The organism is Amycolatopsis sp. NPDC114484 (assembly GCF_055633755.1).
Genome location: NZ_JBVKDQ010000001.1, coordinates 550,482 through 575,396, shown reverse-complemented (window position 1 = coordinate 575,396; position 24,915 = coordinate 550,482). Strand labels below are relative to the sequence as shown.

The 24,915-nt window shown below is 67.3% G+C and carries 29 protein-coding genes and 1 tRNA gene; 15 read left to right on the top strand and 15 right to left on the bottom strand.

Annotated elements, in window-relative coordinates:
* Positions 1-229 precede the first annotated feature (229 nt).
* Positions 230-496 carry a cell division protein CrgA gene (gene crgA / locus ACZ7SW_RS02810; RefSeq protein WP_101436684.1) on the top strand — a complete coding sequence of 89 codons (267 nt, stop codon included), beginning with the start codon at positions 230-232 and terminating at the stop codon, positions 494-496.
* Between the two features lie 133 nt (positions 497-629).
* Positions 630-1,010, top strand: coding sequence for a PH domain-containing protein (locus ACZ7SW_RS02805; protein ID WP_470228692.1), 381 nt, complete (start codon positions 630-632; stop codon positions 1,008-1,010).
* Here the strand turns inward: ACZ7SW_RS02805 and ACZ7SW_RS02800 are convergent.
* Positions 996-1,958: a rhomboid family intramembrane serine protease gene (locus ACZ7SW_RS02800; protein ID WP_470228691.1), complete on the bottom strand. Its 963-nt coding sequence runs from the start codon at positions 1,956-1,958 to the stop codon at positions 996-998. The genes ACZ7SW_RS02805 and ACZ7SW_RS02800 overlap by 15 nt on opposite strands.
* Before the next feature lie 43 nt (positions 1,959-2,001).
* Complete coding sequence (locus ACZ7SW_RS02795) at positions 2,002-2,526, bottom strand: peptidylprolyl isomerase (RefSeq protein WP_470228690.1); 525 nt, start codon at positions 2,524-2,526, stop codon at positions 2,002-2,004.
* Between the two features lie 207 nt (positions 2,527-2,733).
* Here ACZ7SW_RS02795 and ACZ7SW_RS02790 point away from each other — a divergent pair, with 207 nt between their 5' ends.
* Positions 2,734-3,378 (top strand): hypothetical protein, encoded by a 645-nt coding sequence (locus ACZ7SW_RS02790; protein WP_470228689.1) that lies wholly within the window; start codon positions 2,734-2,736, stop codon positions 3,376-3,378.
* Between the two features lie 64 nt (positions 3,379-3,442).
* On the opposite strand, the gene ACZ7SW_RS02785 is transcribed toward ACZ7SW_RS02790, so the two are convergent.
* Positions 3,443-3,895: a DUF6918 family protein gene (locus ACZ7SW_RS02785; protein ID WP_470228688.1), complete on the bottom strand. Its 453-nt coding sequence runs from the start codon at positions 3,893-3,895 to the stop codon at positions 3,443-3,445.
* 140 nt (positions 3,896-4,035) lie between these two features.
* On the bottom strand, positions 4,036-4,563 hold the full coding sequence (locus ACZ7SW_RS02780; RefSeq protein ID WP_470228687.1) for a DUF2020 domain-containing protein: 528 nt from the start codon (positions 4,561-4,563) through the stop codon (positions 4,036-4,038).
* Positions 4,564-4,658: 95 nt separating this feature from the next.
* Between ACZ7SW_RS02780 and ACZ7SW_RS02775 the strand changes: the two genes are divergently transcribed.
* Both ACZ7SW_RS02775 and ACZ7SW_RS02770 read left to right on the top strand, forming a co-directional pair.
* Positions 4,659-5,330, top strand: a complete 672-nt coding sequence (locus ACZ7SW_RS02775) for a hypothetical protein (protein ID WP_470229229.1) — start codon at positions 4,659-4,661, stop codon at positions 5,328-5,330.
* A gap of 1 nt (position 5,331) precedes the next feature.
* Positions 5,332-5,970 carry a pyridoxine/pyridoxamine 5'-phosphate oxidase gene (locus ACZ7SW_RS02770; protein ID WP_470228686.1) on the top strand — a complete coding sequence of 213 codons (639 nt, stop codon included), beginning with the start codon at positions 5,332-5,334 and terminating at the stop codon, positions 5,968-5,970.
* Here the strand turns inward: ACZ7SW_RS02770 and ACZ7SW_RS02765 are convergent.
* On the bottom strand, positions 5,967-6,851 hold the full coding sequence (locus tag ACZ7SW_RS02765) for a hypothetical protein (RefSeq protein ID WP_470228685.1): 885 nt from the start codon (positions 6,849-6,851) through the stop codon (positions 5,967-5,969). The two genes, ACZ7SW_RS02770 and ACZ7SW_RS02765, sit on opposite strands and share 4 nt — an antisense overlap.
* 107 nt (positions 6,852-6,958) lie before the next feature.
* Here ACZ7SW_RS02765 and ACZ7SW_RS02760 point away from each other — a divergent pair, with 107 nt between their 5' ends.
* The 3 genes from ACZ7SW_RS02760 to ACZ7SW_RS02750 are packed head-to-tail and all read left to right on the top strand — an operon-like array spanning position 6,959 to position 10,245.
* Positions 6,959-7,402 carry a helix-turn-helix transcriptional regulator gene (locus tag ACZ7SW_RS02760; protein WP_009085513.1) on the top strand — a complete coding sequence of 148 codons (444 nt, stop codon included), beginning with the start codon at positions 6,959-6,961 and terminating at the stop codon, positions 7,400-7,402.
* Between the two features lie 10 nt (positions 7,403-7,412).
* Positions 7,413-7,823, top strand: a complete 411-nt coding sequence (locus tag ACZ7SW_RS02755) for a VOC family protein (RefSeq protein WP_470228684.1) — start codon at positions 7,413-7,415, stop codon at positions 7,821-7,823.
* Positions 7,824-7,866: 43 nt separating this feature from the next.
* Positions 7,867-10,245: an ATP-binding cassette domain-containing protein gene (locus ACZ7SW_RS02750; RefSeq protein WP_470228683.1), complete on the top strand. Its 2,379-nt coding sequence runs from the start codon at positions 7,867-7,869 to the stop codon at positions 10,243-10,245.
* Here ACZ7SW_RS02750 and ACZ7SW_RS02745 read toward each other — a convergent pair.
* Positions 10,242-11,657, bottom strand: a complete 1,416-nt coding sequence (locus ACZ7SW_RS02745; protein ID WP_470228682.1) for an amidase — start codon at positions 11,655-11,657, stop codon at positions 10,242-10,244. The genes ACZ7SW_RS02750 and ACZ7SW_RS02745 overlap by 4 nt on opposite strands.
* Before the next feature lie 89 nt (positions 11,658-11,746).
* Between ACZ7SW_RS02745 and ACZ7SW_RS02740 the strand changes: the two genes are divergently transcribed.
* Together ACZ7SW_RS02740 and ACZ7SW_RS02735 are read left to right on the top strand one after the other, a co-directional pair.
* Entirely contained in the window at positions 11,747-12,565 is an 819-nt protein-coding gene (locus ACZ7SW_RS02740) for a helix-turn-helix domain-containing protein (protein WP_470228681.1), read from the top strand.
* A 23-nt stretch (positions 12,566-12,588) separates the two neighbouring features.
* Complete coding sequence (locus ACZ7SW_RS02735; RefSeq protein ID WP_470228680.1) at positions 12,589-13,788, top strand: glycosyltransferase 87 family protein; 1,200 nt, start codon at positions 12,589-12,591, stop codon at positions 13,786-13,788.
* On the opposite strand, the gene ACZ7SW_RS02730 is transcribed toward ACZ7SW_RS02735, so the two are convergent.
* Positions 13,770-15,824 (bottom strand): HelD family protein, encoded by a 2,055-nt coding sequence (locus ACZ7SW_RS02730; protein ID WP_470228679.1) that lies wholly within the window; start codon positions 15,822-15,824, stop codon positions 13,770-13,772. The two genes, ACZ7SW_RS02735 and ACZ7SW_RS02730, sit on opposite strands and share 19 nt — an antisense overlap.
* Positions 15,825-15,910: 86 nt before the next feature.
* Here ACZ7SW_RS02730 and ACZ7SW_RS02725 point away from each other — a divergent pair, with 86 nt between their 5' ends.
* Positions 15,911-16,537: a TetR/AcrR family transcriptional regulator gene (locus tag ACZ7SW_RS02725; RefSeq protein WP_470228678.1), complete on the top strand. Its 627-nt coding sequence runs from the start codon at positions 15,911-15,913 to the stop codon at positions 16,535-16,537.
* Between the two features lie 57 nt (positions 16,538-16,594).
* On the opposite strand, the gene ACZ7SW_RS02720 is transcribed toward ACZ7SW_RS02725, so the two are convergent.
* The 4 genes from ACZ7SW_RS02720 to ACZ7SW_RS02705 all read right to left on the bottom strand — a co-directional run bounded on the left by ACZ7SW_RS02720 (position 16,595) and on the right by ACZ7SW_RS02705 (position 19,663).
* Positions 16,595-16,774 carry a hypothetical protein gene (locus ACZ7SW_RS02720; RefSeq protein WP_470228677.1) on the bottom strand — a complete coding sequence of 60 codons (180 nt, stop codon included), beginning with the start codon at positions 16,772-16,774 and terminating at the stop codon, positions 16,595-16,597.
* A 111-nt stretch (positions 16,775-16,885) separates the two neighbouring features.
* Positions 16,886-17,533, bottom strand: coding sequence for a hypothetical protein (locus tag ACZ7SW_RS02715; RefSeq protein ID WP_470228676.1), 648 nt, complete (start codon positions 17,531-17,533; stop codon positions 16,886-16,888).
* 105 nt (positions 17,534-17,638) lie between these two features.
* Positions 17,639-18,550 carry an alpha/beta hydrolase family protein gene (locus tag ACZ7SW_RS02710; RefSeq protein WP_470228675.1) on the bottom strand — a complete coding sequence of 304 codons (912 nt, stop codon included), beginning with the start codon at positions 18,548-18,550 and terminating at the stop codon, positions 17,639-17,641.
* 270 nt (positions 18,551-18,820) lie between these two features.
* Positions 18,821-19,663, bottom strand: a complete 843-nt coding sequence (locus ACZ7SW_RS02705; protein WP_470228674.1) for an LLM class flavin-dependent oxidoreductase — start codon at positions 19,661-19,663, stop codon at positions 18,821-18,823.
* 55 nt (positions 19,664-19,718) lie between these two features.
* Here ACZ7SW_RS02705 and ACZ7SW_RS02700 point away from each other — a divergent pair, with 55 nt between their 5' ends.
* Complete coding sequence (locus ACZ7SW_RS02700) at positions 19,719-20,195, top strand: MarR family winged helix-turn-helix transcriptional regulator (protein ID WP_470228673.1); 477 nt, start codon at positions 19,719-19,721, stop codon at positions 20,193-20,195.
* Positions 20,196-20,236: 41 nt separating this feature from the next.
* A complete protein-coding gene (locus ACZ7SW_RS02695; RefSeq protein WP_470228672.1) occupies positions 20,237-21,277 on the top strand; it encodes an ankyrin repeat domain-containing protein in 1,041 nt (346 codons plus the stop codon).
* Here ACZ7SW_RS02695 and ACZ7SW_RS02690 read toward each other — a convergent pair.
* Positions 21,274-21,906 (bottom strand): TetR/AcrR family transcriptional regulator, encoded by a 633-nt coding sequence (locus ACZ7SW_RS02690; RefSeq protein WP_470228671.1) that lies wholly within the window; start codon positions 21,904-21,906, stop codon positions 21,274-21,276. The genes ACZ7SW_RS02695 and ACZ7SW_RS02690 overlap by 4 nt on opposite strands.
* Before the next feature lie 72 nt (positions 21,907-21,978).
* Between ACZ7SW_RS02690 and ACZ7SW_RS02685 the strand changes: the two genes are divergently transcribed.
* Positions 21,979-22,419: an ester cyclase gene (locus ACZ7SW_RS02685; RefSeq protein WP_470228670.1), complete on the top strand. Its 441-nt coding sequence runs from the start codon at positions 21,979-21,981 to the stop codon at positions 22,417-22,419.
* A gap of 21 nt (positions 22,420-22,440) precedes the next feature.
* Here ACZ7SW_RS02685 and ACZ7SW_RS02680 read toward each other — a convergent pair whose 3' ends face one another.
* Positions 22,441-23,088 (bottom strand): hypothetical protein, encoded by a 648-nt coding sequence (locus ACZ7SW_RS02680; RefSeq protein ID WP_470228669.1) that lies wholly within the window; start codon positions 23,086-23,088, stop codon positions 22,441-22,443.
* Between the two features lie 118 nt (positions 23,089-23,206).
* Between ACZ7SW_RS02680 and ACZ7SW_RS02675 the strand changes: the two genes are divergently transcribed.
* Complete coding sequence (locus ACZ7SW_RS02675) at positions 23,207-24,520, top strand: hypothetical protein (RefSeq protein WP_470228668.1); 1,314 nt, start codon at positions 23,207-23,209, stop codon at positions 24,518-24,520.
* A 54-nt stretch (positions 24,521-24,574) separates the two neighbouring features.
* On the opposite strand, the gene ACZ7SW_RS02670 is transcribed toward ACZ7SW_RS02675, so the two are convergent.
* Together ACZ7SW_RS02670 and ACZ7SW_RS02665 are read right to left on the bottom strand one after the other, a co-directional pair.
* Positions 24,575-24,647, bottom strand: a tRNA-Ala gene (locus ACZ7SW_RS02670).
* Positions 24,648-24,676: 29 nt separating this feature from the next.
* On the bottom strand, positions 24,677-24,847 hold the full coding sequence (locus tag ACZ7SW_RS02665; RefSeq protein WP_020663676.1) for a DLW-39 family protein: 171 nt from the start codon (positions 24,845-24,847) through the stop codon (positions 24,677-24,679).
* Positions 24,848-24,915: the final 68 nt, after the last annotated feature.

The following is a 24,915-nucleotide window of genomic DNA, read 5'->3' as shown; positions in this document are numbered from 1 at the left end:
CGGCCAATCTTGCGGCGTCACGCAAGCTCCTCCCGCGCCCGGCAGGAGTCCTCCTCGGCACTCCAGGTGGCGCTATTGTCACAGTCTGAGAAACCCGACCGCTCCCGCCCGGTGCTGCGGAGCCGTCCTTTACGTTAACGTGTGCACGTGGCGCTGGTTGCGCACCCCGACAGCGGGACCTCGTCCAGGATGCCGCCACCAGGAATGCCCGAGAGCACGCGAGGAAACGATGCCGAAGTCGAAGGTCCGCAAGAAGACCGCGTACACCCCGCCTGTCGACCGCCGCACCCCGGTGAAGGTCCAGGCCGCGGGACCGTCGAACCTGTTCTACAAGATCGTCATGTTCGGCCTCATGCTCCTCGGGCTGGTGTGGCTGGTCGTGAACTACATCGCCGGCGACAAAGTTTCGTTCCTCAGCCAGCTCGGAAACTGGAACTTCGCCATCGGATTCGCCGCGATGATCGCCGGCCTGCTGATGACGATGCGGTGGCGCTGACCATCCGCCGGATCGACATTGCTCCGGTCGGCCGATTGACACCGAATCACACCGGTGTGACTCATCCCCAGTGTGGATAACCCCTGTGGATAACCACCCGGCCTCGTGGGCCCCGCGCCGAAACCTCGTGGCAGTGGCGTGGGGCCTGACCACGCTGTTGCTGGTCGGAACCGTCCTGGACGCGACCTTCGGCGACGGCAAGGGCGCGGTGCTCACCGGCCTCGCCACGCTGGCCGTCGGCGCGTTCGCGGGCCACTGGACGCTCGTGCGGCCGCGCCTGTCCGCGGATCTGGACGGTTTGCGCGCCCGCACGCTCAACGGCACGCACCAGCTCCCCTGGACCGGCACGACGGTCCGGCTGCGCAGCACGCGCCGCCTCGGCCGCGACGGCGTGACGCTCGAGCTGGAGCACGACGATCAGCTGTTCATCTTCGGGCAGACCGACCTCGGCGAGGATCCTCGCGACGTGCTAGACGTGCTTGCCGAGCTACGGGCCCAGTCAGCGGGAACCTGACAGGCCGCAGAGATAGCTCAATTGGCCTCGGGCTATGCCGAAGTCGCATTCGAGCGACGGGATCTGAGAAGCGCGCCACGCGACCAGCCCGACGAGCGCGACCGTGATGATCACCAGGCCGATGGTCTGCCACCGCACTCGGTTGCGTTCCGGCGCGTAGAGAATCGCGGCCGCCACGAGCGCACCGGTCACGAGCCCGCCGACGTGGGCGAGGATCGAGATCTGCGGGATCGTGAACGTCACGTAGGCGTTGATGACCAAGTTGATCAGCAGCGCGGTGGGATTCAGCCGGAGCTTGAGCACGATCACCGCATAAGCGCCCAGCAGGCCGAAAATCGCCCCGGAAGCGCCTGCGGACGGCCGGTTCGGCTGGTCGAACAGCAGCACCGCGGTGGATGCGCCGAACATCGACACGAAGTACAGGGCCAGATACCGCGACCTGCCGAAAACCTGCTCCAGCGCGCGGCCCATCATCCACAGCGAGAACGCGTTCGCCGCGATGTGAATGGGCCCGTAGTGCAGGAAGCCCGAGGTGAAGATCCGCCACCATTCGCCGCCGCCGAGCGCGGGATACGTCCACAGCTCGCCGAGCATCTCGATGCGGGCGGAACCGTTGTCGAACAGGCTCTTCGCCTGGATGACGGTGATCAGGAAGATCACCACGTTCACCGCGATCAACGTGGCGGTGACGACGTACGAATTCGACAGCCGGGCCCCGGCGATCGTGCGGGAGCCCATCCCGGCGTCGCGGTACTGCCGTTGCTGTTGTTTCTGCTGTTGCGCCCCGGTTTGCACGCAGTCGGTGCACTGGAACCCGACCGGGGCTTCGCGCAGGCAGTCCGGGCAGGCCGGACGCCCGCAGCGGGCACAGCTGAGACCGGTCTGGCGGTTCGGATGCCACCAGCAACCGGGAAGAGACGGCGCGGACGGGTTCGGCGGTTGGCTCACGATGACTCCAACCTACCGAAACCCCATCCCTGCCTGCGGCTCGTCAGTCTTCGACGGTGATCTTCTCGATGACCACGTCGGACAGCGGGCGGTCCGCCGGGCCGGTCGCGGCCGTCGCGATGGCGTCGACGACGCCCCGGGAGTCCTGATCCGCGACCTCGCCGAAGATCGTGTGGCGGAAGTTCAGGTGCGAGGTCGGCGCGACGGTGATGAAGAACTGCGAGCCGTTGGTGCCCGGCCCGGCGTTCGCCATGGCCAGCAGGTACGGCTTGGAGAACTGCAGCTCCGGGTGGAACTCGTCGCCGAACTTGTAGCCGGGGCCGCCGCGGCCGGTGCCCGTCGGGTCACCGCCCTGGATCATGAAGCCGTCGATGACCCGGTGGAAGATCGAGCCGTCGTAGAACGGACCGGAGTTGCCGCCCTTCGCGTTCGGCTGGGTGTACTCCTTGGAGCCGGTGGCCAGCCCCACGAAGTTCGCCACGGTCTTCGGCGCGTGGTCGGGCAGCAGGTTCACGTGGATGTCACCCTGGTTGGTGTGCAGGGTGGCCTTGCGGGCGCTTTCAGTCACGCCGCCATCGTGCCACCCCTTCGCACAAATGGGGGGGTTCAGGGGGCGTTCCCGGCCCGTCGCGCCGGACGTCGGCCCAGTAAGAAGACACTTTCTCCACGTTTCCGCGACGCCCGCAGCGGGAAGCCGCAGCGGTGCGGGCGGAAAAAGGGCAGGATAGATGTCAAGCAACAGATCTGTTTCACAACGATTGATGAGGTGAAGACCATGACCCGGGCCGTGGAATCGGTCGGTGAGTCGGCCAAGTCCGGCTCGGCGGACCTGCGGAAGCTGGTCGTCGAGGCGGGCAAGGCGGGCGCGAAGGCCGCCGAGGCCGGCGCGGAGGAGCTGGGCAAGCGGAGCCGCCGGGCCCGGCGCAAGCTGGCGAAGAAGACGGAGCTGACTCGCAAGGAGCTGAAGAAGAGCTCCGCCGCGGCGCGCAAGGAAGCGCTCGCCCGCATCGCCGAGATGAAGAAGCCGGGCCGCAAGGCCAAGAAGGCCGCGATCAAGGCCGCCGCGTCGGCCGGCGAGTCGAAGCGCCGCGGCAAGAAGGACTTCAAGGCGGCGAAGAAGGAGTTCCGCGCCGCTCTGGAGGAGGCGAAGGGCGCGGCCAAGGGCACGCGCAAGCGTCGCCGCTGGCCGTGGATCCTCGGTCTCGGCGCGGTCGCGGTCGGCACCGCCGTCGCGCTGAAGTCGCGTCAGCAGGAGCCGCCGGTCGCTCCGGTTCCGCCGAAGGCCACCCCGCCCGCTCCCCCGGCCCCGAAGCCGGCTCCGGAGGCCAAGGACGCCAAGGACTCGAAGGACGCCAAGCCGGGCGAGCCCAAGACCAACGGCAAGGCGCCGAGCACGTCGGCTGCGGAGAAGAAGAACTGACCACGCGAAAAGGGCCCCGGGAAGTGCGTCCCGGGGCCCTTTTTCGTGCTGTCGCTCAGTCGGTTCAGACCGCGGCGGCGTGCTTGTCGATCAGCTGGCCGAGACGCGGCAGCGCCTCCTCGACGTTCTTCTTGCCGTTCGGGCGCAGCTTCGAGTAGACCTTCTTGATGCTGTCGCGGCTGCTGCGGTCCGCACGGCTGTCGGTAACCCCGAGCAGCGCGTCCGAAGCCTCGTCCGAGCGGCTGCTCAGGTACGCGCCGAAGTCGTTGCCGCCCTTCGCGCGGTAGTCGCCGTAGAACGGCTCGAGCGCGCCGGCGAAGTCGTCCAGCAGGCTGTCGACCGCGGACGGGATGATGCCCGGCTTGATCTTCTTGACGGCGGCGAAGCCGGTCTTCACGACCGCGCCCGAGACCCCGCCCTTGTCGGAGACCTCGGCGTCCACGAGCTCTCCGAGGTCGGTGACCACACTGGGGCGACGGCTCGAGTCGAGCAGGATTTCCTTGAGGGTGTCAGCCACGAATCTGTCCTTGTCGTCGAAAAGGGGTAACCAAGTATTCGGTGCCGGACGGGCACCCGCCGCGCGAGTGTTGGGGGGACCGCGCGTGCTGCTTAGAGTAATACAAGATCAACTTCACTCACCCGTGCGGAGCCCGTTACTCAGAGCTTCAGGGCAGCGATAGCCTTTTTCGCCACTGTGCGTGCTTTGATGCTCTGCTTCTGATTGCTCGTCACGATGACGGCGGTCTCGCCCTTCGCGACGGCGTAGACCACCCCGTCGCCGGCGGGCTGGTAGCCGCCCTTCCACCCCGCCGGATCCGACGCCGGGTTCGACGTGTCGACCGGCGCGGCCTTGTTGACCAGCGCGGTCGCGACGTCGCTCTTGCCCACGTACACCCGCACGGTCAGCTGGACGCTGCCGTCCGGGCGGTAGAAAAAGCACGTCGGATGCGGCTCGTCGTCGGACACGCTCACCTTGGTGACGTGCTGTCCGTTCGCGTCCTGCACCGTCTCGTTCGAGAGGTACGGGCACTCCGCGGTGCGCGCGGGCCGCGGATCGGGCGGCAGCCCCGCCGACGCCGACGCGGAACTCACCGGCGCCGAAGACGGAGTCTCCTTCGCCGGGCTCGACGGATTGCAGCCGGCGAGCAGGACCAGGGCTGGGGCGAGAACGAGAAGTCGGCGCATGGCGGGCACAGTCAACCATGCCCGGTGAAGTCCGTGCGAAGGCGGCGCATGGGACGATGACAGCGGATTCCGCTCAGCCCGGGGAGGTCGCGGACGTGCTCACGCCCGAGCAGTACCTGCAGGTGGTCGCCGAACGCGTGGTGCGCAGCGGCGGCAGGCTCAACACCGTCCAGATCGGACCGGTGACCGCCGCGGTCGGCCTGTTCACCGAGTCGATCATGTTGTCCACGATGAACTACTGCGTCGTGGCCGGGGCTTATCCGGAGGTGGACGCGGCGACGCTGCACCAGTTCACCGGCATGGCCACCCAGCACGCCCGCGCCAACGTGCAGGGCACGATCGGCTGGACCGCCGCGTCGGTGGTGATCTGCGGGCTCGTCGGGCGCGTGCACCCGGACGCGGCGCAGCTGGCGAGCGCGAAGACGAGCAACCAGTTCGGCGGCGAAACCCGGATGGTCGCGGTGGATCCGCACGCGGGCATGACCTACGCGTTCACCGGCGGGAAGCTCTGGGGCGCGGCGATGCACGGCGCGATCAACGCGAAGCTGACGTTCTGTTTCCCGCAGCCGGGCGAGGCTTTCCAGCAGGTGCAGTGGCAAGCCCAGCAGGCCGCCTACCAGCAGCCGCCGCAAGCGGGTCCCGGCGGCTTCCCCGGGCAGATTCCGTCCGGGCCGATGCCGCAAACCGGCCCTCCGCCCGCCGCGGGTCCGGCCGGGCCGCAGCCGCCGCACTACCCGCCGCCGGGGCAACCGCCGTACGGTCGGTGACATGGTTTCGTTGCGCGGCTGGCAATCGTTCCCCGACCGGCTCCCGGAATTCGACCCGGACGACACCCCGGAAACGCCCGAGGAGCTGTTCCTCGCCTGGCTGACCGAGGCCGGCGAGCACGTGCTGGCCCCGCACGCCGTCACTCTGTCCACAGTGGACGCTGACGGCGCGCCGGACGCTCGGGTAGTGATCCTGAAGAACGTCGACGAGGACGGCTGGGCGGTCGCGACCAGTTCGGAAAGCCCGAAGGGCCAGCAGCTGACAGCGAACCCGCGGGCAGCGTTGACGTTCTTCTGGCCCGGTCGCGGACGACAGGTGCGCGTGCGCGGTCTGGTGGTCCCGGCCGCGGCTGACGTGTCCGCCGCCGACTTCCTCGACCGACCGCCCGCGTCGCGGGCCGAGGCATACGTCGGACATCAGTCGGAGGTGCTGTCCGACCCGGCGAAGCTGGTCGAAGCTGCCGAGGCGGCCGCGGACTGGGTGGCGGAAAACCCGGACGTGACACCGGAAACGTGGACGCGCTACCTGATCCAGCCGGAGTCGGTGGAGTTCTGGCAGGCCTCGCACGACCGGCGGCACGTCCGGGTCCGTTATCGCCGCGAACCCGCGGGCTGGGTCCGCGAACGGCTCTGGCCCTAGAGCCGGGAGTTGGCGCGCAGCTTGGAAAGCGCCCCGACAGTGGCGTAGCCGCGCCACTCCAGCGCGGCCATCGGGGAGAAGCTCGCGAAGTCGACCGTCCAGCCGCCGTCGGGCTGCTGGCCCTCTTCCAGCCGGGTCAGGTCCGCTTCGATCGCTTCCGGGGTGAACAGCCGCCGGGACGGGCCGGGCACCGGGCTGAAGTCCAGCGGACGCAGCACCTCGCCGTCGGAACCGCCTTGGACCGGGACGATCCCGTTGTCCGGCAGGAATCTCACCAGGCCAGTCAGCAGTTCGTCGGCTTCCGGATACCGGTCGTAGGCGGCATCGAGCAGGTGGATCGCGAAGCTCAGCTCGATGACGTGCGGCATCTCGTCGAGGTCCCGGATCGCGCGCAGGCACGTCTCGGTCGCCCGCGCGAGCCACGGATGCGCCGCGACGGCCGGGTCGTGTTCGGCGACCCGCCACGCCGCGGACGTGACGAACGCGGTGCTCTGCAACGAGAACGCCGTCGGATCGGCTCCGGTCCAAAAGGGAGCGCACGCGGTCGGGTCGGCGACCGGGAACGCGAACGGCAGCCCGCCGTCGGTGAACGACACCGACTCCAGCCAATCGCACAGCTGCACCGCGTGCGGCGTGGTCACCGGTGCGATGTCGGCGAACATCTCGAAGGCGTGCAGCGCGCCGCCTGGCTGGCTTTCCGGCGCGCGCAGGTCCGGTTCCAGGCCCCAGCCGTAGCCGCCGTCGGGATTCCGGTACGCCGCGACCGCCGCGAGCACCTCCTCGGCCCGCCCGTTTCCGAACAGCAGCTCGAACCGCCGCTGGTCCAGCAATCGGCCGTGCCCGGCGAGGAAAGGGGCGACGGCCTCCAATTTCACAGTCACCCGGACACCGTCGCACGGGTGCCGCGCGGCGGTCTTGAACGAATCGGCCACCAGCCCAAAAGAGCGGATTACTGGGACCTCGGCGATCGTCGTGGCACGATTTCGGGGTGACCAGCAAACCGGACGACGCGCAGCGATTGGCCGATCTCGCACGGTTGCGCCGGGTGCGCGACCGGATCGACCGCGAATACGCGCGTCCCTTGGACGTCGAGGCGCTCGCGCGGAGCGTCAACGTGTCCGCCGGGCACCTCAGTCGGCAGTTCCGCGCTGCTTACGGAGAGTCGCCGTACTCGTATCTGATGACCCGTCGCATCGAGCGCGCGATGGCGTTGCTGCGCCGAGGCGATCTGAGCGTCACCGAGGTGTGTTTCGAGGTCGGGTTCTCGTCGCTGGGGACGTTCAGTACGCGGTTCACTGAGCTGGTCGGGAAGCCGCCAAGCGTTTACCGCCAGGAGGAGACCGGAGCGACCGAGGGCATGGCGCCGTGCGTCGCGAAACAGGTCACGCGACCGATCAGGAATCGAGAAGCACCCCGTTCGGCGCGCACCTAGTGTGATCGGCATGGAGATGACGATTCACGCGAGCTTCCTCCCGCACACCGATCCGGAAGCGACGCTGACCTTTTACCGCGACGTCCTCGGCTTCGAGGTGCGCAACAACGTCAAGTACGGCGAGATGGCCTGGATTACCGTCGGCCCGCCCGGACAGCCGGACACCTCGGTCGTGCTGCAGCCGGTCGCCGCGTTCCCCGGCCTCACCGACGACGAACGCCGGATGATCACCGAAATGATGGCCAAGGGCACCTACGCCGCGCTGAACCTGGCCACCAAGGACGTCGACGCGACCTTCAACCGGTTGCAGGCCAGCGACGCCGAGGTCGTGCAGGAGCCCACCGACCAGCCCTACGGCGTCCGCGACTGCTCCTTCCGCGACCCGGCCGGGAACCTGATCCGCATCCAGCAAGCGAGCTGAAGAAGTCCGAGCCGGACCTCTGGGGAAAGAAACAGGGAGAGACATGACGAAGGCCAAGGGGAAGCCCGCGCCGGAGCACGCCGCTAACAGCCATGACCTGATCCGCGTGCAGGGCGCCCGCGTGAACAACCTCAAGGACGTCAGCGTCGAACTCCCGAAGCGCCGGCTGACGGTGTTCACCGGAGTGTCCGGCTCGGGCAAAAGCTCGCTGGTGTTCAGCACCATCGCGGCCGAATCGCAGCGGCTGATCAACGAGACCTACAGCAGTTTCGTGCAGGGTTTCATGCCGACGCTGGCCCGGCCCGAGGTCGACGTGCTCGACGGGCTGACCACCGCGATCATCGTCGACCAGCAGCGGATGGGGGCCGATCCGCGCTCGACGGTCGGCACCGCCACCGACGCCAACGCGATGCTGCGGATCCTGTTCAGCAGGCTCGGCACTCCGCACATCGGTTCGTCGCAGGCGTTCTCGTTCAACGTCGCCTCGCTCAGCGGGGCGGGCGCGGTCACCGTGAAGCGCGCCGGGAAGGAGATCAAGGAACGGCGCAGCTTCAGCATCACCGGCGGCATGTGCCCGCGCTGCGAGGGCCGCGGTTCGATCAACGACATCGACCTTTCCCAGCTGTACGACGATTCGAAATCGCTCGCCGAGGGCGCGCTGACCATCCCCGGGTACACGCCGGGCGGCTGGAATTACCGGCTCTACACCGGATCCGGACTGGTCGATCCGGAGAAGCCGATCCGCAAGTACACGAAGCGCGAGCTGCAGGACTTCCTGTACAAGGAACCGACGCGGATGAAGATCGAAGGCATCAACATGACCTACGAGGGTCTGGTGCTGAGGATCCAGAAGTCGTACCTGGCCAAGGACGTCGAGGCGATGCAGCCGCACATCCGCGCGTTCGTGGACCGGGCGGTCACCTTCGCGACGTGCCCGGAATGCGACGGGACGCGGCTGAGCGAACTGGCGCGGTCGTCCAAGATCGACGGGATGAGCATCGCCGACGTGTGCGCGATGCAGATCAGCGATCTCGCCGATTGGGTCGGGAAACTGTCCGAACCGTCGGTCGCGCCACTGTTGAAGTCGCTGCACGAGACGCTCGAATCGTTCGTGGAGATCGGGCTCGGCTACCTGTCGCTGGACCGGCCCGCGGGCACGCTGTCCGGCGGCGAGGCGCAGCGGGTGAAGATGGTCCGGCATCTCGGATCGTCGCTCACCGACGTCACCTATGTCTTCGACGAGCCCACCATCGGCCTGCACCCGCACGACATCCAGCGGATGAACGACCTGCTGCTCCGGTTGCGGGACAAGGGAAACACCGTTCTCGTCGTGGAGCACAAGCCGGAGGCGATCGCGATCGCCGACCATGTCGTCGACCTCGGGCCGGGCGCGGGGACGAACGGCGGCACGGTGTGTTTCGAGGGCACTGTGGACGGTCTGCGCGCGAGCAAGACGTTGACTGGCAAGCACCTTGACGACCGCGCCTCGCTCAAGCCGTCGGTGCGGGAACGCACGGGCGTGCTGGAGATCCGGGGCGCGAACACGCACAACCTGCAGGACGTGGACGTCGACATCCCGCTCGGCGTGCTGTGCGTGATCACTGGCGTCGCCGGATCGGGTAAAAGCTCGCTGATCCACGGCTCGATCCGGGAATCGGACGACGTCGTGTCGGTGGATCAGGCCCCGATCCGCGGTTCGCGGCGGAGCAACCCAGCGACCTACACCGGGCTGCTCGAACCGATCCGCAAGGCCTTCGCCAAGGCCAACAACGTGAAACCCGCGCTGTTCAGCGCCAACTCCGAGGGTGCCTGCCCGAACTGCAACGGCAACGGAGTCATCTACACCGACCTCGGGATGATGGCCGGAGTGGCCACCCCCTGCGAGGTCTGTGAGGGCAAGCGGTTCGACGCCTCGGTGCTGGAGTACCACTTCGGCGGCCGCGACATCAGCGAGGTGCTCGCGATGTCGGTCGCGCAGGCCACCGCCTTCTTCGCCGAAGGCGACGCGAAAACCCCGGCCGCGCACCGGATTCTCGAGCGGATGGAGCAGGTCGGGCTCGGCTACCTGACCCTCGGCCAGCCGCTGACCACGCTGTCCGGCGGCGAGCGGCAGCGGCTGAAGCTGGCGACGCACATGGGGTCAGGCGGCGGCGTGTACATCCTCGACGAGCCGACCACCGGCCTGCACCTCGCCGACGTGGAACAGCTGCTCGGGCTGCTGGACCGCCTGGTCGAAGCGGGCAAGTCGGTGATCGTCATCGAGCACCACCAGGCCGTGATGGCGCACGCCGACTGGATCATCGACCTCGGTCCCGGCGCCGGGCACGACGGCGGCCAGGTGGTCTTCGAGGGGACGCCCGCCGAGCTGGTGAAGAAGAAGCGGACGCTGACCGGGAAGCACCTGGCCGCCTACGTCGGCTAGCCGAGGTCGAGCGGCGGCCGCCGGTCCGTCCAGGGCAGTGCCTGTTCCAAGGTTCGGGAGATCTGCAACAGCAGGTCCTCCCGCCATGGCGCGGCCACCAACTGGACGCCGACCGGCAGGCCGCTGGCTTCGTCGTGATTCAGCGGCAGGGAGATCGCCGGCTGACCGGTCACGTTGAACAGCGACGTGAAGACGCCCATCGGGTACGCGGCCACCACGGGATTTCCGCTCGCTCGCCACGCGCCGACCTTCGGTGGCAGGCACGCCATGGTCGGCGTGACCAGCAGGTCGAAGCTGTCGACGAAGGCCTCGACAATGCGGCGCGACAACACCTGGGTCTTGTGCACGCTCTCCGCGTAGGTCCAGGAGTCGACCGACCTCGCGGCTTCGCGCTGTGCCCGGTTGTGCGGTTCGACGCGGTCCGGGTCGATCAGCGGGATGCCCGCGCTGGCGACGTTCCAGACCTTCAGGAACGTCGAGATCAGCTCCTCGGACGTCGGCAGTGGAAGCGGTTTGTCGACGATCTGGTGTCCGGCCTCTTCGAGCGCGCGAAGGGTTTTGTCGACTGCGGTCAGGCAGGCCGGGTCGACGGGGATGCCGTCGATCAGCGAGGTGGTGAGGACGCCGATCCGCAGGCCGGATGGCGGTTCTTTAGCCAGCGCTTTGGCAAGCAACCGCGTCGGCGTCGGCTGCGACCACCACGCGCCAGGATCATGCCGCGCGAGGACGTCCAGCACGGCGGCAGTATCGACCAATGTCCGGCTGACGACGCCACTGGTCGCGAAGCCTTCGACCTCCACCACGGCATTCGTGATCAGGCCGCGAGTCGGCTTCAACCCGACGAGACCGGTGCACGACGCCGGGATGCGGATCGAGCCGCCGCCGTCCTCCGCGTGTGCGACCGGAGCCATTCCCGCAATGACGGAGATCCCGGCGCCGCTGGACGAACCGCCGGGCGTGCGGTCCGGATCCCACGGGTTGCGCGAGATGCCCTGCGCCTCGCTTTCGGTGAACGGCACCGCGCCGAATTCCGACGTCGTGGTCTTGCCGAGCGGGAGGAACCCCGCGTCGGTGAACCGCCGCACGATCGGGTCCGACTTTGGCTGCGGAGAGCGGTCGGTGGCCAGCGAGCCGTAGGTGGTCGGCCAGCCTTTGACGTTCACCAGATCCTTGATCGGCAGCGGAACCCCGTGGAACGGCGGCAGTTCCTTCGGCTTGGACCACACCACAGCATCAGCGGCCGCTCTCGCGGCGGCGCGGACCTCGTCGTCGGCGCGGAAGCAGAACGCGTTGAACTTCGGATCCAGCTCGGCGATGCGGCCGAGGTAGCAGTCGGCGACCTCGACCGGGCTCACCTCCTTCGCCCGGATTGCGGCAGCGACTTCGACGGCGGAGCTGAACGGATCGACCATGACGGATCCCCTTTCCGAGATCCGTTCAGCCTGGTCGGAGCCGGTGTCGCCGGTCTTGGAGAAATGTCGCGCCGCCGTACGATGGAGGCATGCGACCAGCCGAGTGGGCTCGCGACGGGGCGGCGGTGTGGGGCATCGCCGTGCCGTCCCGCCCGCTCCGGCTGCCGGGCGTGCAAATGGCCGGGTTTGTCGGCGACACCGTTGACCTGGTCGATCTGACGGTGGTCCCGTATCCGGCGGTCACGCTGTTTCTCAACCTCCGCGAACGGCTGCTCGTCAACGACGTCGCTCGCGGCAGCATTGTCGCCGGGCTCGCGCCGCAGGGGATGCGTGTCCGGGGGCAGGACATCGAATGCGTGCAGATCCGGCTGTCCCCCGAGGTCGCGCACTCGGTGCTCGGGACGGATCTGAGCGGCGAGGTCGTGTCCATCGAGGACGTCTGGCCTACCGAGCTGCCAGACCAGTTGCGCGCCATTAGTTCCTGGAACGACCGATTTGCGCTGGTAGAAGCCGTGTTAGGGAAACGGTACGAGGCCGGCCGCACGGTCGACCCGGAAGTCGCCTTCGCCTGGCGACGGATGGACGCGCACCACGGCCAGGTACGGATCGAGCAGCTGGCCGACGAGACCGGATGGAGCCGGAAACGGCTGTGGTCACGGTTCCGCGGCCAGCTCGGACTGAGCCCGAAACGCGCCGCGCAGCTGGTCCGGTTCGACCACGCGGTACACCGGCTCGCCGCTGGCGAAAGCCCGGCCTCGGTGGCCGCGGAGAGCGGATATGTCGACCAGTCGCACCTGCACCACGAGGTCAAAGCCTTCGCCGGGGTCACCCCCGCGGCCGCCGCGAACGCGCCGTGGCTCGCCGTCGACGAAGTGGCCTGGTCCCGCCCCCACTGCGCGAACGGGTGATCGCAGGCGGCATGATCGCGGGGGTGACTTCCCTCCGGCCCCCCGCTGTCGCGCTGCGCCGGTGGCTAGACGACGCCGGCACCCGTCGTCCGGCAGTGTTCGCACTGGTCCTCGCCTCGGTGGCGGTGGCCGCGGTGATTCTGTGGCTCGTCTGCACGATGTGGCCGCTCGACCTGGAGATCTACCGCTCCGGCGCGCGGGCGCTCGCCCAGGGCGAGGACGTCTACGGCCCGCTCCCGCCGACCCGCGCCGGGCTGATCCTGCCGTTCATCTACCCGCCGTTCGCGGCCGTCGTGTTCCTGGTGTTCGCCGCGATGCCGTTGCCGTTGGGCGCCATCTTGATGCTCGCCGTCTCGCTGGCGGCGCTCTGCGGGACCGTCTACGTCGTGGTCCGGCCGCATGCCCGGCGGCGGACCGCGTTGCTGGCCGCGCTGCTGCTCGGCGCCGGGTCGCTGGCCTTCGAACCGGTTCGCGAGACGTTGTGGTTCGGGCAAATCAACCTGATTCTGATGGCGCTCGTGGTGATCGACTGCCTCGGCCCCCGGACCCGGCTGCCGCGCGGCGTCCTGCTTGGCCTCGCCGCCGCCATGAAGATCACCCCCGCCGGGTTCCTGCTGTTCTTCCTGCTGAAAAAGGACTTCCGCGCCGCCGTGACCACGGTGGTCACCTTCGTGCTCGCTGGCGTGGCCGGGTTCGTGATCGCGCCGGAAGCGTCGATGAAGTACTGGTTCGGCGGCGGGCTGACCGGCGCGTCCGGCATGAGCGGATCGATTTTCGCGACGAACCAGACGATCCAGGGCGCGGTGCACCGGTTCGGACTTCCCGATACCCCGACGCTGATCCTGGTCGCGGTGCTGACGTTGGCCGCGCTCGCCCTGACCGTTCCCGCGATGCTGCGTGCCGACCCGCCGATGGCGTTCCTGCTCAATACGGCGGCGATCCTGGTGTGTTCGCCGATTTCGTGGTCCCACCACTGGGTGTGGATCGTGCCGGCGATCGTGCTGTTCGCCGCTCGCGCGCACACTCGGATCGCCGTCGCCGGTTTGGCCGCGGTGGCCGCGATTTTCGTGATCGCCCCGCATTCGTGGCTGCCGAAGAACGGGTACCTGGAGCTGTCCTGGGGCCCCGTCGAGCACTTGATCGGCAACAGCTATTTGCTGCTAGCGCTGGGTTTTCTGGGCTGGCAGTTCTACTCGACTCGCCGTCAGACCGCCGCGGTCTGAGCCAGCAACGGCTCCGGCAGCCGATCCGAGTGGAGGACGTGCAACGTGCTGACCGCGCGGGTGAGCGCGACGTACAACCGTTGCAGCCCACGCTCTTCCGCCGCCACGATCCGCGCCGGTTCGACCACCAGGACCGTGTCGTACTCCAGCCCCTTCGCCAAACTGACCGGCGCCAACGTGATCCGAGCGGTTCCCTCGGCGCCCAGCACCGCGTGGTCCAACCCGCGTTCGGCGAGGGCCCGGCTTAACTCCGGAATATCCGCGTCCGCAGCCAACAACCCGATCGACCCCTCCTGGAGCAGCGCTTTCGCACAAGCATCGACCGCGGCGGCGACCGTCTCGTCTGTTTCGGTCAGGTGCAAGGCATCCGCGGAATGCCGGAACGACGTGGGACTGCGCAGGTCTGGCGCGATGTGCGGAAGCAGCCGAGCCGCGAAATCGAGGACATCCGCCGGAACGCGGTAGCCGTGCGTAAGTTCTTCGATCCGCCCGCCGGACCGGTCGAGATGGGTCAGCACCGTGGTCCACTCGCGGACCGCGGACGGACTGGTCGCCTGCGCGACGTCGCCGAGAACCGTGCAGGCACCAGCCAATCTGCGCGCGATCGCCCGCAGATGCATCGGACTGAGATCCTGCGCCTCGTCCACCACGACGTGCCCGAGTTTCGCCGGCCGCTCGACCAGCGCCGCGACCTCGTCCAGCAACGCCAGATCGAGCGTCGACCAGGTCATCGCCTTACGACTGCGCGGCCGTGGCCGGAGCAAAGCTTCCTGTTCCTCGGTGGTCAGGATCCCTTCCGCCGCTTGGGCAAGACTCGTCCGGTCGGTGAGCAAGTCGTAGACCAGTCGCGCAGGCTCGACCGCGGGCCACATGTCACGGACCGCCTTGTTGATCGCGGCGTTGCGGCGGAGCTGATGCAGCGTCGCGCTCGTCCCGCCGGACCGCTCCATCTCGCGCAAGATCCGATGCGCGAGCCGCTGGGCCAGCAATTCGCGCCCCGCGCTGTAATCCGCGCCGCGGCTGAGGATCTCTTTCAGTTCCTCGGCGATGTCCTCCGGGTACAACCGCCAGGTCCGGTGCTGGTACTTGACTTCGAGCGTCCGATCGACCGGCTGGATCCGCGCCCACAGGTGTCTCCGAACGACCTCCGCCATCCGAACGTCACCCTTGATCCGCGCCGTCCGCGGCTCGTCGACATGCTCGGCCGGATGCCCCGCGCCGGTCAGTTCGTCAATCGTGGCTTGGGAAACCGCCACCTCGCCAAGCGCCGGAAGCACGCCCGCGATGTAAGCGAGAAACGACCGGTTCGGCCCGATCACCGCGACCCCGCCTGCTTTCTGCAGCCGCGCCCGCTCGGTGTAGAGCAGATACGCCAGCCGATGCAGGCCAACCGCTGTCTTGCCCGTCCCCGGCGCGCCTTGGATGCACAACGTCCGATCCACCGGCGCGCGAACCAACCGCATCTGATCCGGCTGAATCGTGGCGACGATGTCGCGCATCGGCCCCTGCCGCGGCCGCTCGATCTCCGCGGTGAGCAGCCGGTTAGCCGACGACCCAGGCCGATCGAGCGGCTCGTCCTCGTACGCGCTGAGCAGTCCCGCCTGGTCGAAGCCGTAGCGGCGCCGGACCCGGACCCCCATCGGATGATCGTGATCGGCTTCGTAAAACGCCCTGGCGAGCGGCGCCCGCCAATCGATCACCAGAGGTTCGCCGTCGTCGTCGCGGATTCCTCTGCGCCCCAGGTAAACCAGGTCATGCGCTGGCGACCGAGTATGCGACCCGCGCGCGGCTTCGTAGACCTCGCCCGGCGGGTAGTCGAGGCGGCCGAAGAAGAGCGGCGCGTCGTCGATATCCGCTAGCTCCTCGGCGATCTCGGTGCGAAACTGCCGGAGGACGTGGTTGAAGTACTTGTCGTCGACCGCGTCGCCCTCGCCCATCCCCGTCGCGATCGCGGTCTTGATCTCCTCCCGCATGCGGTCCAGTTCTGCGTGACAGGCCTGGAGATACTCGCGCTCCGCCCGGATCTCTGGTTCCACTACCCGCCCCCTGTTTCTTGACTGAGTTAAATATACAACCTAGTCAAGTTTTTATCTGGGTTCGAGCTCCGGTTAGGCTGACGCTCGTGTCAGGACTGCGCGAGCGCAAACGCCGCCGCACGAGGGAAACGATCGCCTCGGCGGCGCTGCGGTTGTTCCGGGAATCCGGCTTCGACGGGGTCTCGGTCGCCGACATCGCCGCCGAAGCCGAGATCTCGAAGCCGACGCTGTTCGCGTACTTCCCGACGAAGGAAGACCTGGTCATCCACCAGTTCGCCGACGAGAACGGCCCCGCGGAGATCGTCCGCTCCCGAGCAGCCGGGGAGTCCGCGCTGTCCGCGCTGGAGAGGTCTTTCCTAGCGCGGCTGGCCGACCACGACCCGCTGACCGGCCTGAACGACTCGCCGGACGCGATCACGTGCCACACCCTGCTGTACTCAACGCCGGCGCTGCTGGCTCGACTGGCCACGTACCTGCTGGAGAAGGAGCAGGAACTGGTGGAGGAACTGCAGGCTTCGTGCGGCGTCGCGGACGAGTTCACCGCGCGGTTGGTGGCGGCGCAGATTTTCGGGGCGCAGCGGATCTTGGGGTTTCACAATGCCCGGGAGATCCGTGGTGGTCGGAGCGCCGAGGAGACTTACCCGGACGCGGTCGCGCGGGCGGAGGCGGCTTATCAGGTGTTGCGGGGTGGGCTGTCTTCAGTGCTGGTTTAGTCCGCGGAACCGCCATTGGCGACCCCGGTCACCCGTCCGCTCGGATGACCCGCTCTCTCACCGGATCTCTACATCTAGGTCAATCGCGAGATCCCGCGCTATCTGGTGATCTACCTGCGCGAACCGGACCTTCATTGTTGCGGCTCGGACGGCCCGGTTCTTCGCCCGGGCCACGCGCGACAGCCTTGCCCGGGAGCCGCGGTGGATGTCGCCGTCGGGCTGGACGAAATCGGCCATGCGCCCATCTTCGCCCCGACACCCGCCGCACGAAAAGGGCCAGGCCCCGCGAGGCCTGGCCCTACTTCGGCGTCCAACGCTGGATCAGCGACTCACCCGCGCTGAACTAGCTCAGTTCTGGTCCGGGTTGTCGATCGGCGCGCCGTTGTACCCAGTCCCCTGGTCCTGCGCGTTCGGCGGGTCAACCGGAACTCCGTTGTAGCCAGTGCCCTGGTCCTGCGCAGTCGGCGGGTCGATCGGGACCCCGTTGTACCCCGTGCCCTGCTCCTGCGGGTCCGGCGTGTTCTCGTCCTTCGGCGGAGTCGTGTGCATCTTGAGACCGTCCTTCTCGCAACGGATCTCGTGCGTGCCCTCCGCGCCGGTGTCGGTCAGGCACTGCCAGCCCTGGACAGTCAGCATGTAGCTGGACCCGACGGCCTTGTCGATATTGTCGAAGTATTCGGTAATAACGTTGAACGCCTCAGTGCAGCCAACGGTACCGGCCTTGGTCGCGTCCGCGATCAAAGAAACCTTGCGCGGCCCGACAGTACCGCCGTGTTCACTGCAATTAACGTCCTCCGAGCTGGCCCCGCCACCGCCGCTGCCACCCTTTTTGACCGACGCATTCGGCTGCTGCACCTGGCTCTTCGCCGCGACGTTGACCGGGGCGGATTGGTTGCTCGCCGGGGCTGCCGAATTCTGGCCAGAGCACGCGGAAAGCAGCGCGACCGCGCCGAGAGCCGCTCCGACGGTGGCCAATTTGACAGTCTTCATGAGCATTTCAATTCTCCCCTGACCCGCTCTTGGCTTTCCCTTTGCCTATAGAGACGCACACCGCCGGAGGGGGTTGCGAAGAAATTCCGCCGAACTTCCCAGCAGAGAGTCTCAGCCCCAAAAGCGCACTTCAGGAAACCGCGGCGACGGCCCGTCCAGCAGTCGCTGGTGCCACCCGCGCAGGTGCTCGTCGAGGAACGCGGTCAGGTACGCCTCACCGACCCGGATCCCCCGCAACGGATCGATCTCCACCCCCGGCAACTTCGCCCCGGCCTGTTGGAAGAGCAGCAGCTCATCGGTGAACATGCTGTGGTCGCCACCGTCGACGGTGATCCACCGCTTCCACCCGGTCATCTCGCGCCACGCCGAGTCCCACGACGGATCGACCGTCCCGCCCGGCTGATGCACCGGAGCCCCGAACTGAAGAAACGGCCGATCCAGCCCGGTCACCGGGAAGTAATACATGCCGTCCAGCATCGCTCCGGCGCGGATTCGCCGGTCGGCCAGCATCGCCGGCGCCGTGCTGGCTCCGCCGATCGAATGCCCGATCATCGCGATCCGCCGCGCGTCGATCAGCTGTCCGCCGCCCCACGCCGGATGCGGTCCGACGAACCGATCGAGCACGAACGACACATCCGCCGCCCGGGTCGTGACGAGCTTTTTCCAGTCCTTGATGTCACATGCCACGCATTGCGTCGTGTGCCCGTCCGGGAAGGTGGTCGCGATCGCCTCGTAGTTGTGCCCGATCCCCGCAACGACATACCCGCGACTGGCCAGCTCCTCCGCCAGCGACGACAACGTCGCGCGCGGCAACGTGAACCCAGGCGAAAGCACCACCAACGGCATCCGCCGATACTGCGGCATAGCGTCCACAGTGGAATGAATCCGCACCTTCGTCAGCAGATCCTTGGGCAGCGACTTATCACCCGTCTCCTCCACCATCAGCTCCGATTCCCGCTGCGTGAGGTACTGCGTGGCCCGCCGCCCCGGATACTGCGCCGGGTACCACAGCGTGACCATCATTTCCCGCCGCCGCGAAGGAACCCACGGATCCGCGCGGGAGGTGTCGGTGAAGTGAAAGCCGGCAGTCCCGACCGGACTGATCCGCCAGGCCGCGGCAACGCCAATCTCGGCTCCGCCTGCGCGGTCCCCGCCCCGACGACGACAAGCATCGCCGCGATGATCGCTGTTACGCGTAGTCTCATGACTTCAGCTTGGAGCCGCCCAGTACCGCGAACATCGGTGATGTCCCGGATGAGGCCACGATGTCGGAGTCATCTTCCTGGACGATGCTCAGCCGACGACGTCTGCCAGGCGAGCGATTTCGTCCACGTCGTCAGTCACCGGTACGAAAATCAACTCGTCCACGCCCAGCTCAGCGAAGTCCGCGATGGACTTCTTCACCATCTCCGCAGACGCGCAGGGCACCACGCTGTCCGCGACTTCCTTCGGAGCCAACCGATAGAAGTCCCGCACATTCGCCAACCCAGCGTCGACGTCCCCCAAAACGAAGTAGGCCAACGAAACCAGTCGCGGCTCCCCCTCCCGACCGCCCTCGCTCCAGGCACGTTTCGCCGCCGCGAACCGAGGCGCGCTAGCCGACACCGACCCCGAACCAGCGATATAACCCGTGCCCCACCGCACCATGCGCTGCAACGCCTGCTCGGTGTAGCCACCAAACAACATCGGCACCTGCCGAGCCCCAGCAGGCACCGCCGCGTTCTCCCCGACCGGCTTGCCGCCCCACACTTCGCGGTAAATCTCCAGATCAGCGTCGAACCGCGCACCCCGACCGCGCGCCCCAAGCCCAGGCACGGTGAACTCTTCCTCCCGAAGCCCCACCCCGACGCCGAACGTCAGCCGATGTCCGGAAACGCCGTCGATGCTCGCGATTTCCTTGGCCAGCAACGCGGCCGGCCACGTCGGCGCGAGCAGCACGCCGCTGAGCAGCCCGATCCGCGTCGTCGCCCCGGCCGCGGCCGCCAGCGAAACCGTGTCGCTCACCCCGGGATACGCGTACCTGCCGATCGTCGCCAGCGAGGAAAACCCCGCTTCCTCCGCCCGGGCCGCCCACCGCGGCACGACCGTGGGGTCGACGTCGCGTACTTGATTCGGAAGTCCTATGCCGATCCGCACCAGATGATCCTCTCGAGCTGTTGCATGGCTCAGCGCTGAATGACAGCATGCTGTCATGTCCGACAAACTAGCGATACGACAGCATGCTGTCAAGAAGGCCTGCGACGCCTACAACGACCTGATGGACGAGGTCATCCGGCTCTCCGACGTCCTGGAAACAGTAGGCAACGGCATCGCCCGCCCGACGGGGTTGAGCGTCGCGCGCTACCAGGTGCTGGCCGCGGTCGAAGCGGAACCCGCCCCGGTCGGAGCCATCGCCTCCCAGCTAGGCCACACAAGGCAAAGCGTCCAACGCGTCGCCGACCTGCTCGTCGACGACGACCTGGCCCGCTACCGCCCGAACCCCGCGCACCAACGCGCCAAACTGCTCGAACCAACCCCGACCGGCCTTGCCGCATTGCACCGAATGCAGGCGGCGTATGAAGATCTGGCCCTGCGCACCACCGATGGGCTAGACCTGGAACGCCTGGACCTGGCCCGGCAGACGCTCATCGAACTGCAACATCGTCTGCGATCCGAACTGCCCTCCTGATCATTAAGCTGGCGTCGCCGGATGCCGAGGAGAAACCCGCGATGCGCAAGCGAAAAACACTGCCGAAGAACTTCGGCGAAATGCTGACGTCCGTGTCGCTCGCCGAACTCCAAGCCGTGTTCGAACGCACCGAACTGGACGCCCGCGGCGGCTACGGCAAGCAAACGGCGCTCGGATACCTGGACTGTCCGGACGAACTCATCGTCTGGCTGACCAGCCAAGGCCTCGATGTCGATGCGCCCGACCAATACGACGAAACTCCACTGTGGACTCGGGCCGCGCGAGGCAAAACAGCGCAGATCCCGCTGTTGCTCTCCCTAGGTGCTGACCTTGAACGGCCATCAGCCCGCAGAGGCACCCCGTTGCACGGTGCCGTCAGCAACCAGCAGCCAACAACGGTGCGAGTATTGCTCGAACATGGTGCGAACATCGAGCCGGGCTCCGACCTTCTCCTGACCGGTTTGCGGCACACCTCGAACATCGGCATCCCCGGCATGGCCCGAACTGCCTCCCTCCTCCTCGACGCTGGCGCGGCCGTGACCGACAAGGCTCGAGACCAAGTACGCCGGATCGGTGCCAACTTCGAGTTCCACCGCACGGCTTTCAATCCCGATTACCTCGAAGAGACCGACGCCGGGCTGAGCAAGCTGTACCGCTTGTTCGACGTCGAACCGGTCCCGCCGCGGCTGATCCACGACGGCACCTCCCCGATCGAGGTGCCCGACGGCAGCTGGCAGAAACAGCACGACCAACTGTGGGAACTGCTAGTGCCGTCCTCGGGTGCGGCGGAAACCGTGCAGGGAGAAGCGATCCGCGTATCCGGCAAAGTCGCTCACGAGATCCTCGACAACGGCAGCGTGAACTGGGATCGCGCCTTCCGCGCGATGACCGACGCACTCCCCGGCTACTTCGCGTCCGGCACCCCGCTGCCCGAACTTCAGGAAGCGCACGCCCTCGCCAAGCGCATCCGCTCCGGCAACGGCTCCGATGAAGACCTGGCCCGGCTATCTGAACTCGCCGTCGCGTGGGTCCGGCTCAACCCGGCCCCCTTTCCGTTGCCCTCGCCCGAATACGGCCGCTAACCGGACAGAGCCGTACTCAACTGATTGGCCAGCCACCGTTCATACGCCGCCGGTTCCCAACCGCAACGTTGGACAAGCCGGTCGTACACCTCGGGCGCGGTCAGCGTCCAGACCGCGTCGACCGCGTCGTCGAAGTCACGCAACGCCAGTTGCCCGCGCTCCGCGAGGCCGTGCAGGCTGCGTGTGTTGCCGTTCCTGCGTTCGGAATCGATGGTCGCCACGAAGGCTTCCAACACCGGGTCGCCACCGGGACCGTGTGCGACCAGCACCCCGAGCAGAGGCCCGACCCGGTCGTAGATCGTCCGGGTCCAAGCGGCGTACGCGACCGCGTAAGACGGCACATCGGCCGCGTCGGCCACCCGGCGAAATTCGGGACGGTCGCTCATCGGCGTCCGTTCCTCGTCGCCGGCGAGCCTGACGTCGTACACCGCCTTGATGACCTCGGCCTTTCCGCCGACGGAGTTGTACACCGTCTGCGGACTGACCCCGGCCGCCCCGGCGAGCCCGGTGATCGTCATTCCCGCGTAGCCTCCGCCGCCAAGCAGCAGGCCACCCGCCGTCCGCACGATGTGCGCGCGGGTGGCCTGGGCTTTCTCCTCCCGCTGCGGGGCGCTGTACTGCCTCGCCACGACCCTCCCCATCAGTTAGATTCCGATTCCACTGGATTTGACTTCCAGTCAAGTCTGGAGAGGAGCGTAGCCGTGAACAACCCCGCACGCACCGCCGCCCTGGCCGTGTTCGACGCGATCAACACCGGAGAACTGGCCGTCCTGGACAACCTGGTCACCAGGGACTTCGTCGACCACGGTTCGCCGTTCCCCCTGCCGCCCGGCCCCGCGGGCTACCGGCAGATTCTCACCTTCGTGCATCAGGTGCTGAGGATCAGATACACCGTCGACGACGTCTTCGATACCGACCACCGCGTCGTCATCCGCGCGAGCGCCACCGGAACCGGCGTCGACGCGATTCACGGCCAGGGCACCGGAGGCAAGCCGTACCGGATGACCACCGTGCACATCTACCGCACTGAAGGTCTTCTGCTCGCCGAGCATTGGGGTGTCCGAGACGAACTCGGCGCACGCATCCAACTCGGTGCCCTTCCCGCACCCGACGCGACCGCCTTCGCTCCGCAAAGCGCCTGAGCAACTGCGCGGCAGCCTTGATCAGGCCGGGTCCTTTTCGGACAGTCCAAACGAAAGGCTGCGCACCATCCGGTACCTCCGGAATCCGCTGCCGCGCACCCCCGGAAACTCCTGCACCTTCCGCCACTCGTCAGTCACGCCGACCGTCCCCCGGCCGGACCGCGCCAACGCGTCGCGATGCGACTGTTCGTCGGTCCACTCCGCATAGTTGAGCACTCGGGTCCCGTCGCTGCTGACGTGGAAATGCCCGGATAACCCGCCCGGAGCAGGCATTTCTTCACTGCCCAACGCGCCGAACACAGTGTCGATCCAACGCCGCTGCCGCTGCGCGTCTGCGCCATCGAACTCAACGCTCACCACGACAATGCACCCCGGAACCACCGAGTTGTCCCGATTTCCACTGCGGTACAACCGATATTCCACCGGATCAGCTCCGGAAACCCGATGCACGAAGCTGGGGTCAGCTGTTCCCTCCGCCCACTGGGTGTAGACCAGCGACGACGCCTCTTCGGTACTGGCCAACGCGTTGAACGAAACCAGCCCAGCAGGCCAGGATTCTTTCTCCAGCCGAGCAAGCACTTCCGTCGCCTCGACGGTCGTCTCGGCGACCAGCACCACATCGACGTCCGTGCGCGCGAAGTCAGGCCGCACAACCTGATTGATACTCATGAATGCCCCTTCGAGATCACTGCTGACTCTCGAAGGATGAAACTTCAAGAAGAGTTGAAGTCAAGCCAGCATCCGCCGCCCTCGTTACTCTTACTGGCACGAGAGCAGGGGGTTCTTGATGGTTTCCAAGCGGGCCAGGATTTTGGGCTGTCTCGCGGCGTCAGCACTGCTGGCCGCCGGGTGCAGCACCGCGGTCGTGGGCAAAGCTCTTCCGGCCGACACTCCGGAGGCGAAACAGGCCGAGTCCGGGATCGCACTGCAGAACCTGACCACTGCCCCCGCCAAAGCGAAAACCTATGCGGGACACCCGGTCTACGACGCCTGCGCCGTCATGAACCCGTTCCTGATGCAGCGAGCGGGATTCGTGCTCGGCCCGAACAGCGCCTTCATGCAGCACAAGTTCACCGGCGACGACGGGCCGCCCGCCCCCGGCACTGTCGCCTACCAATCGACCGGTCCCAGCATCGGGCCGGAGCCGGCGTCGATGTGCTTGTTGACCGGCAAGAACGAAACGTACAAGCTGTCCCTCGGCATCAGCCAGAAGCAGTACCAGAGCGACGACATGTCGAGCGACCGGGACACCGTCTGGCGGCTGGCCACCAACCCGGAATCGCAAAAGAACGTCAAATCCCATCCGGTCAGTCACGAGACCCGCGGCGACCTGCAGATCTACGTGACGATGGGCAGCCTCGTCCACGACGACGACTACGAGGTGTACTTCTTCTGGGGCGGAGACCAGTACTGGGCCACGCTGGACATGCACGCCGGCACCTCCGAGGACGGGCCGGGTCTCACCAAGAAGCCGGAAGACGCGCTCAAGTTCTTGATCGACCAGGTCGCGGCCAAACTGGCGGCCGGGCCCGAGCAAACCGGACTGTCCAACTTCCGCTTCGGCCCGCCCTGGAACCTGCCGAACGCCTGCGAGATCTACAAATCCGAGGATTGGGGGCTTTCGTTCACCAACGACACCGTCTCCGGCCGGGTCGAGGAACAATCCTCCGTACAGCCGTCTCGGCTGAACGCCGAACCCGGCGAGCACGGCAAAGGGTCTTGGCAGTACGTATGGAGCAGCTGCTTCCGCACGAACCACGCCAACACCGGCGACAAGGCCAAACAGGACGGCTTGACGGTGCGCGTCGAGACGTACGAAAACCTGGACGGCGCGACGTACGCCAACCACGCGACCTGCCACCCACGCGTCGCCGGCCCGGGCGGCCAGCCCAGGGAAGCGACTTCGAACAAGAAGGTGGGCGACGGCGAGATCTGCTGGGTTCCGATGACTCCCGGACACGCGGACCTGTCACTCAAGGTGGGTCGCCACCTGGTCACCATCTCGGCTTTCCGCAGCGAGGACTACCAGCCGCCCGCGCTCAACCAGGTGTTCGGGGAAGCCGTCTTCAAGATCATCGACCGGTTGAAGCAGATTCCGTAGCGCCCCGGGAACGCACGAATCCCCGTTCAGCCTCGGCCGAACGGGGATCGCGGGTGGACCTGAGGGGAATCGAACCCCTGACCCCCGCCTTGCAAAGGCGGTGCTCTACCAATTGAGCTACAGGCCCGGTGCGGACCGGGGTCCGCGAGGTGTGGGTCAGTTGCGGGACGCGTCCGCGGCCTTGGCCGGCGCGCTGCCGTTCGCCGACGGGGCGGCAGGCGTGGTGGCTTCACGCCACAGGTCAGCCTCGGCCTTGGCGGCCTTGTTCCGCTTGACGACGAACAGGACGCCGCCCGCGACGACCGCGAGTGCCAACAGCTTCTTCACCTGAAGCCCCCTTCTGAGTGCTTGCGCTACCCCTCGATGCTACCGGACCCGCCGCGCGTCCCGTCCAG

What these genes read in the sequence shown, in the direction of transcription:
- ACZ7SW_RS02715 (WP_470228676.1), bottom strand. Translation starts at nt 17,533, where the DNA reads ATGCTCATGAAGACTGTCAAATTGGCCACCGTCGGAGCGGCTCTCGGC.
- ACZ7SW_RS02720 (WP_470228677.1), bottom strand. Translation starts at nt 16,774, where the DNA reads ATGGCCGATTTCGTCCAGCCCGACGGCGACATCCACCGCGGCTCCCGG.
- ACZ7SW_RS02700 (WP_470228673.1), top strand. Translation starts at nt 19,719, where the DNA reads ATGTCCGACAAACTAGCGATACGACAGCATGCTGTCAAGAAGGCCTGC.
- ACZ7SW_RS02695 (WP_470228672.1), top strand. Translation starts at nt 20,237, where the DNA reads ATGCGCAAGCGAAAAACACTGCCGAAGAACTTCGGCGAAATGCTGACG.
- ACZ7SW_RS02770 (WP_470228686.1), top strand. Translation starts at nt 5,332, where the DNA reads ATGGTTTCGTTGCGCGGCTGGCAATCGTTCCCCGACCGGCTCCCGGAA.
- ACZ7SW_RS02790 (WP_470228689.1), top strand. Translation starts at nt 2,734, where the DNA reads ATGACCCGGGCCGTGGAATCGGTCGGTGAGTCGGCCAAGTCCGGCTCG.
- ACZ7SW_RS02740 (WP_470228681.1), top strand. Translation starts at nt 11,747, where the DNA reads ATGCGACCAGCCGAGTGGGCTCGCGACGGGGCGGCGGTGTGGGGCATC.
- crgA (WP_101436684.1), top strand. Translation starts at nt 230, where the DNA reads ATGCCGAAGTCGAAGGTCCGCAAGAAGACCGCGTACACCCCGCCTGTC.
- ACZ7SW_RS02710 (WP_470228675.1), bottom strand. Translation starts at nt 18,550, where the DNA reads ATGATGGTCACGCTGTGGTACCCGGCGCAGTATCCGGGGCGGCGGGCC.
- ACZ7SW_RS02780 (WP_470228687.1), bottom strand. Translation starts at nt 4,563, where the DNA reads ATGCGCCGACTTCTCGTTCTCGCCCCAGCCCTGGTCCTGCTCGCCGGC.
- ACZ7SW_RS02745 (WP_470228682.1), bottom strand. Translation starts at nt 11,657, where the DNA reads ATGGTCGATCCGTTCAGCTCCGCCGTCGAAGTCGCTGCCGCAATCCGG.
- ACZ7SW_RS02680 (WP_470228669.1), bottom strand. Translation starts at nt 23,088, where the DNA reads ATGAGTATCAATCAGGTTGTGCGGCCTGACTTCGCGCGCACGGACGTC.
- ACZ7SW_RS02750 (WP_470228683.1), top strand. Translation starts at nt 7,867, where the DNA reads ATGACGAAGGCCAAGGGGAAGCCCGCGCCGGAGCACGCCGCTAACAGC.
- ACZ7SW_RS02675 (WP_470228668.1), top strand. Translation starts at nt 23,207, where the DNA reads ATGGTTTCCAAGCGGGCCAGGATTTTGGGCTGTCTCGCGGCGTCAGCA.
- ACZ7SW_RS02755 (WP_470228684.1), top strand. Translation starts at nt 7,413, where the DNA reads ATGGAGATGACGATTCACGCGAGCTTCCTCCCGCACACCGATCCGGAA.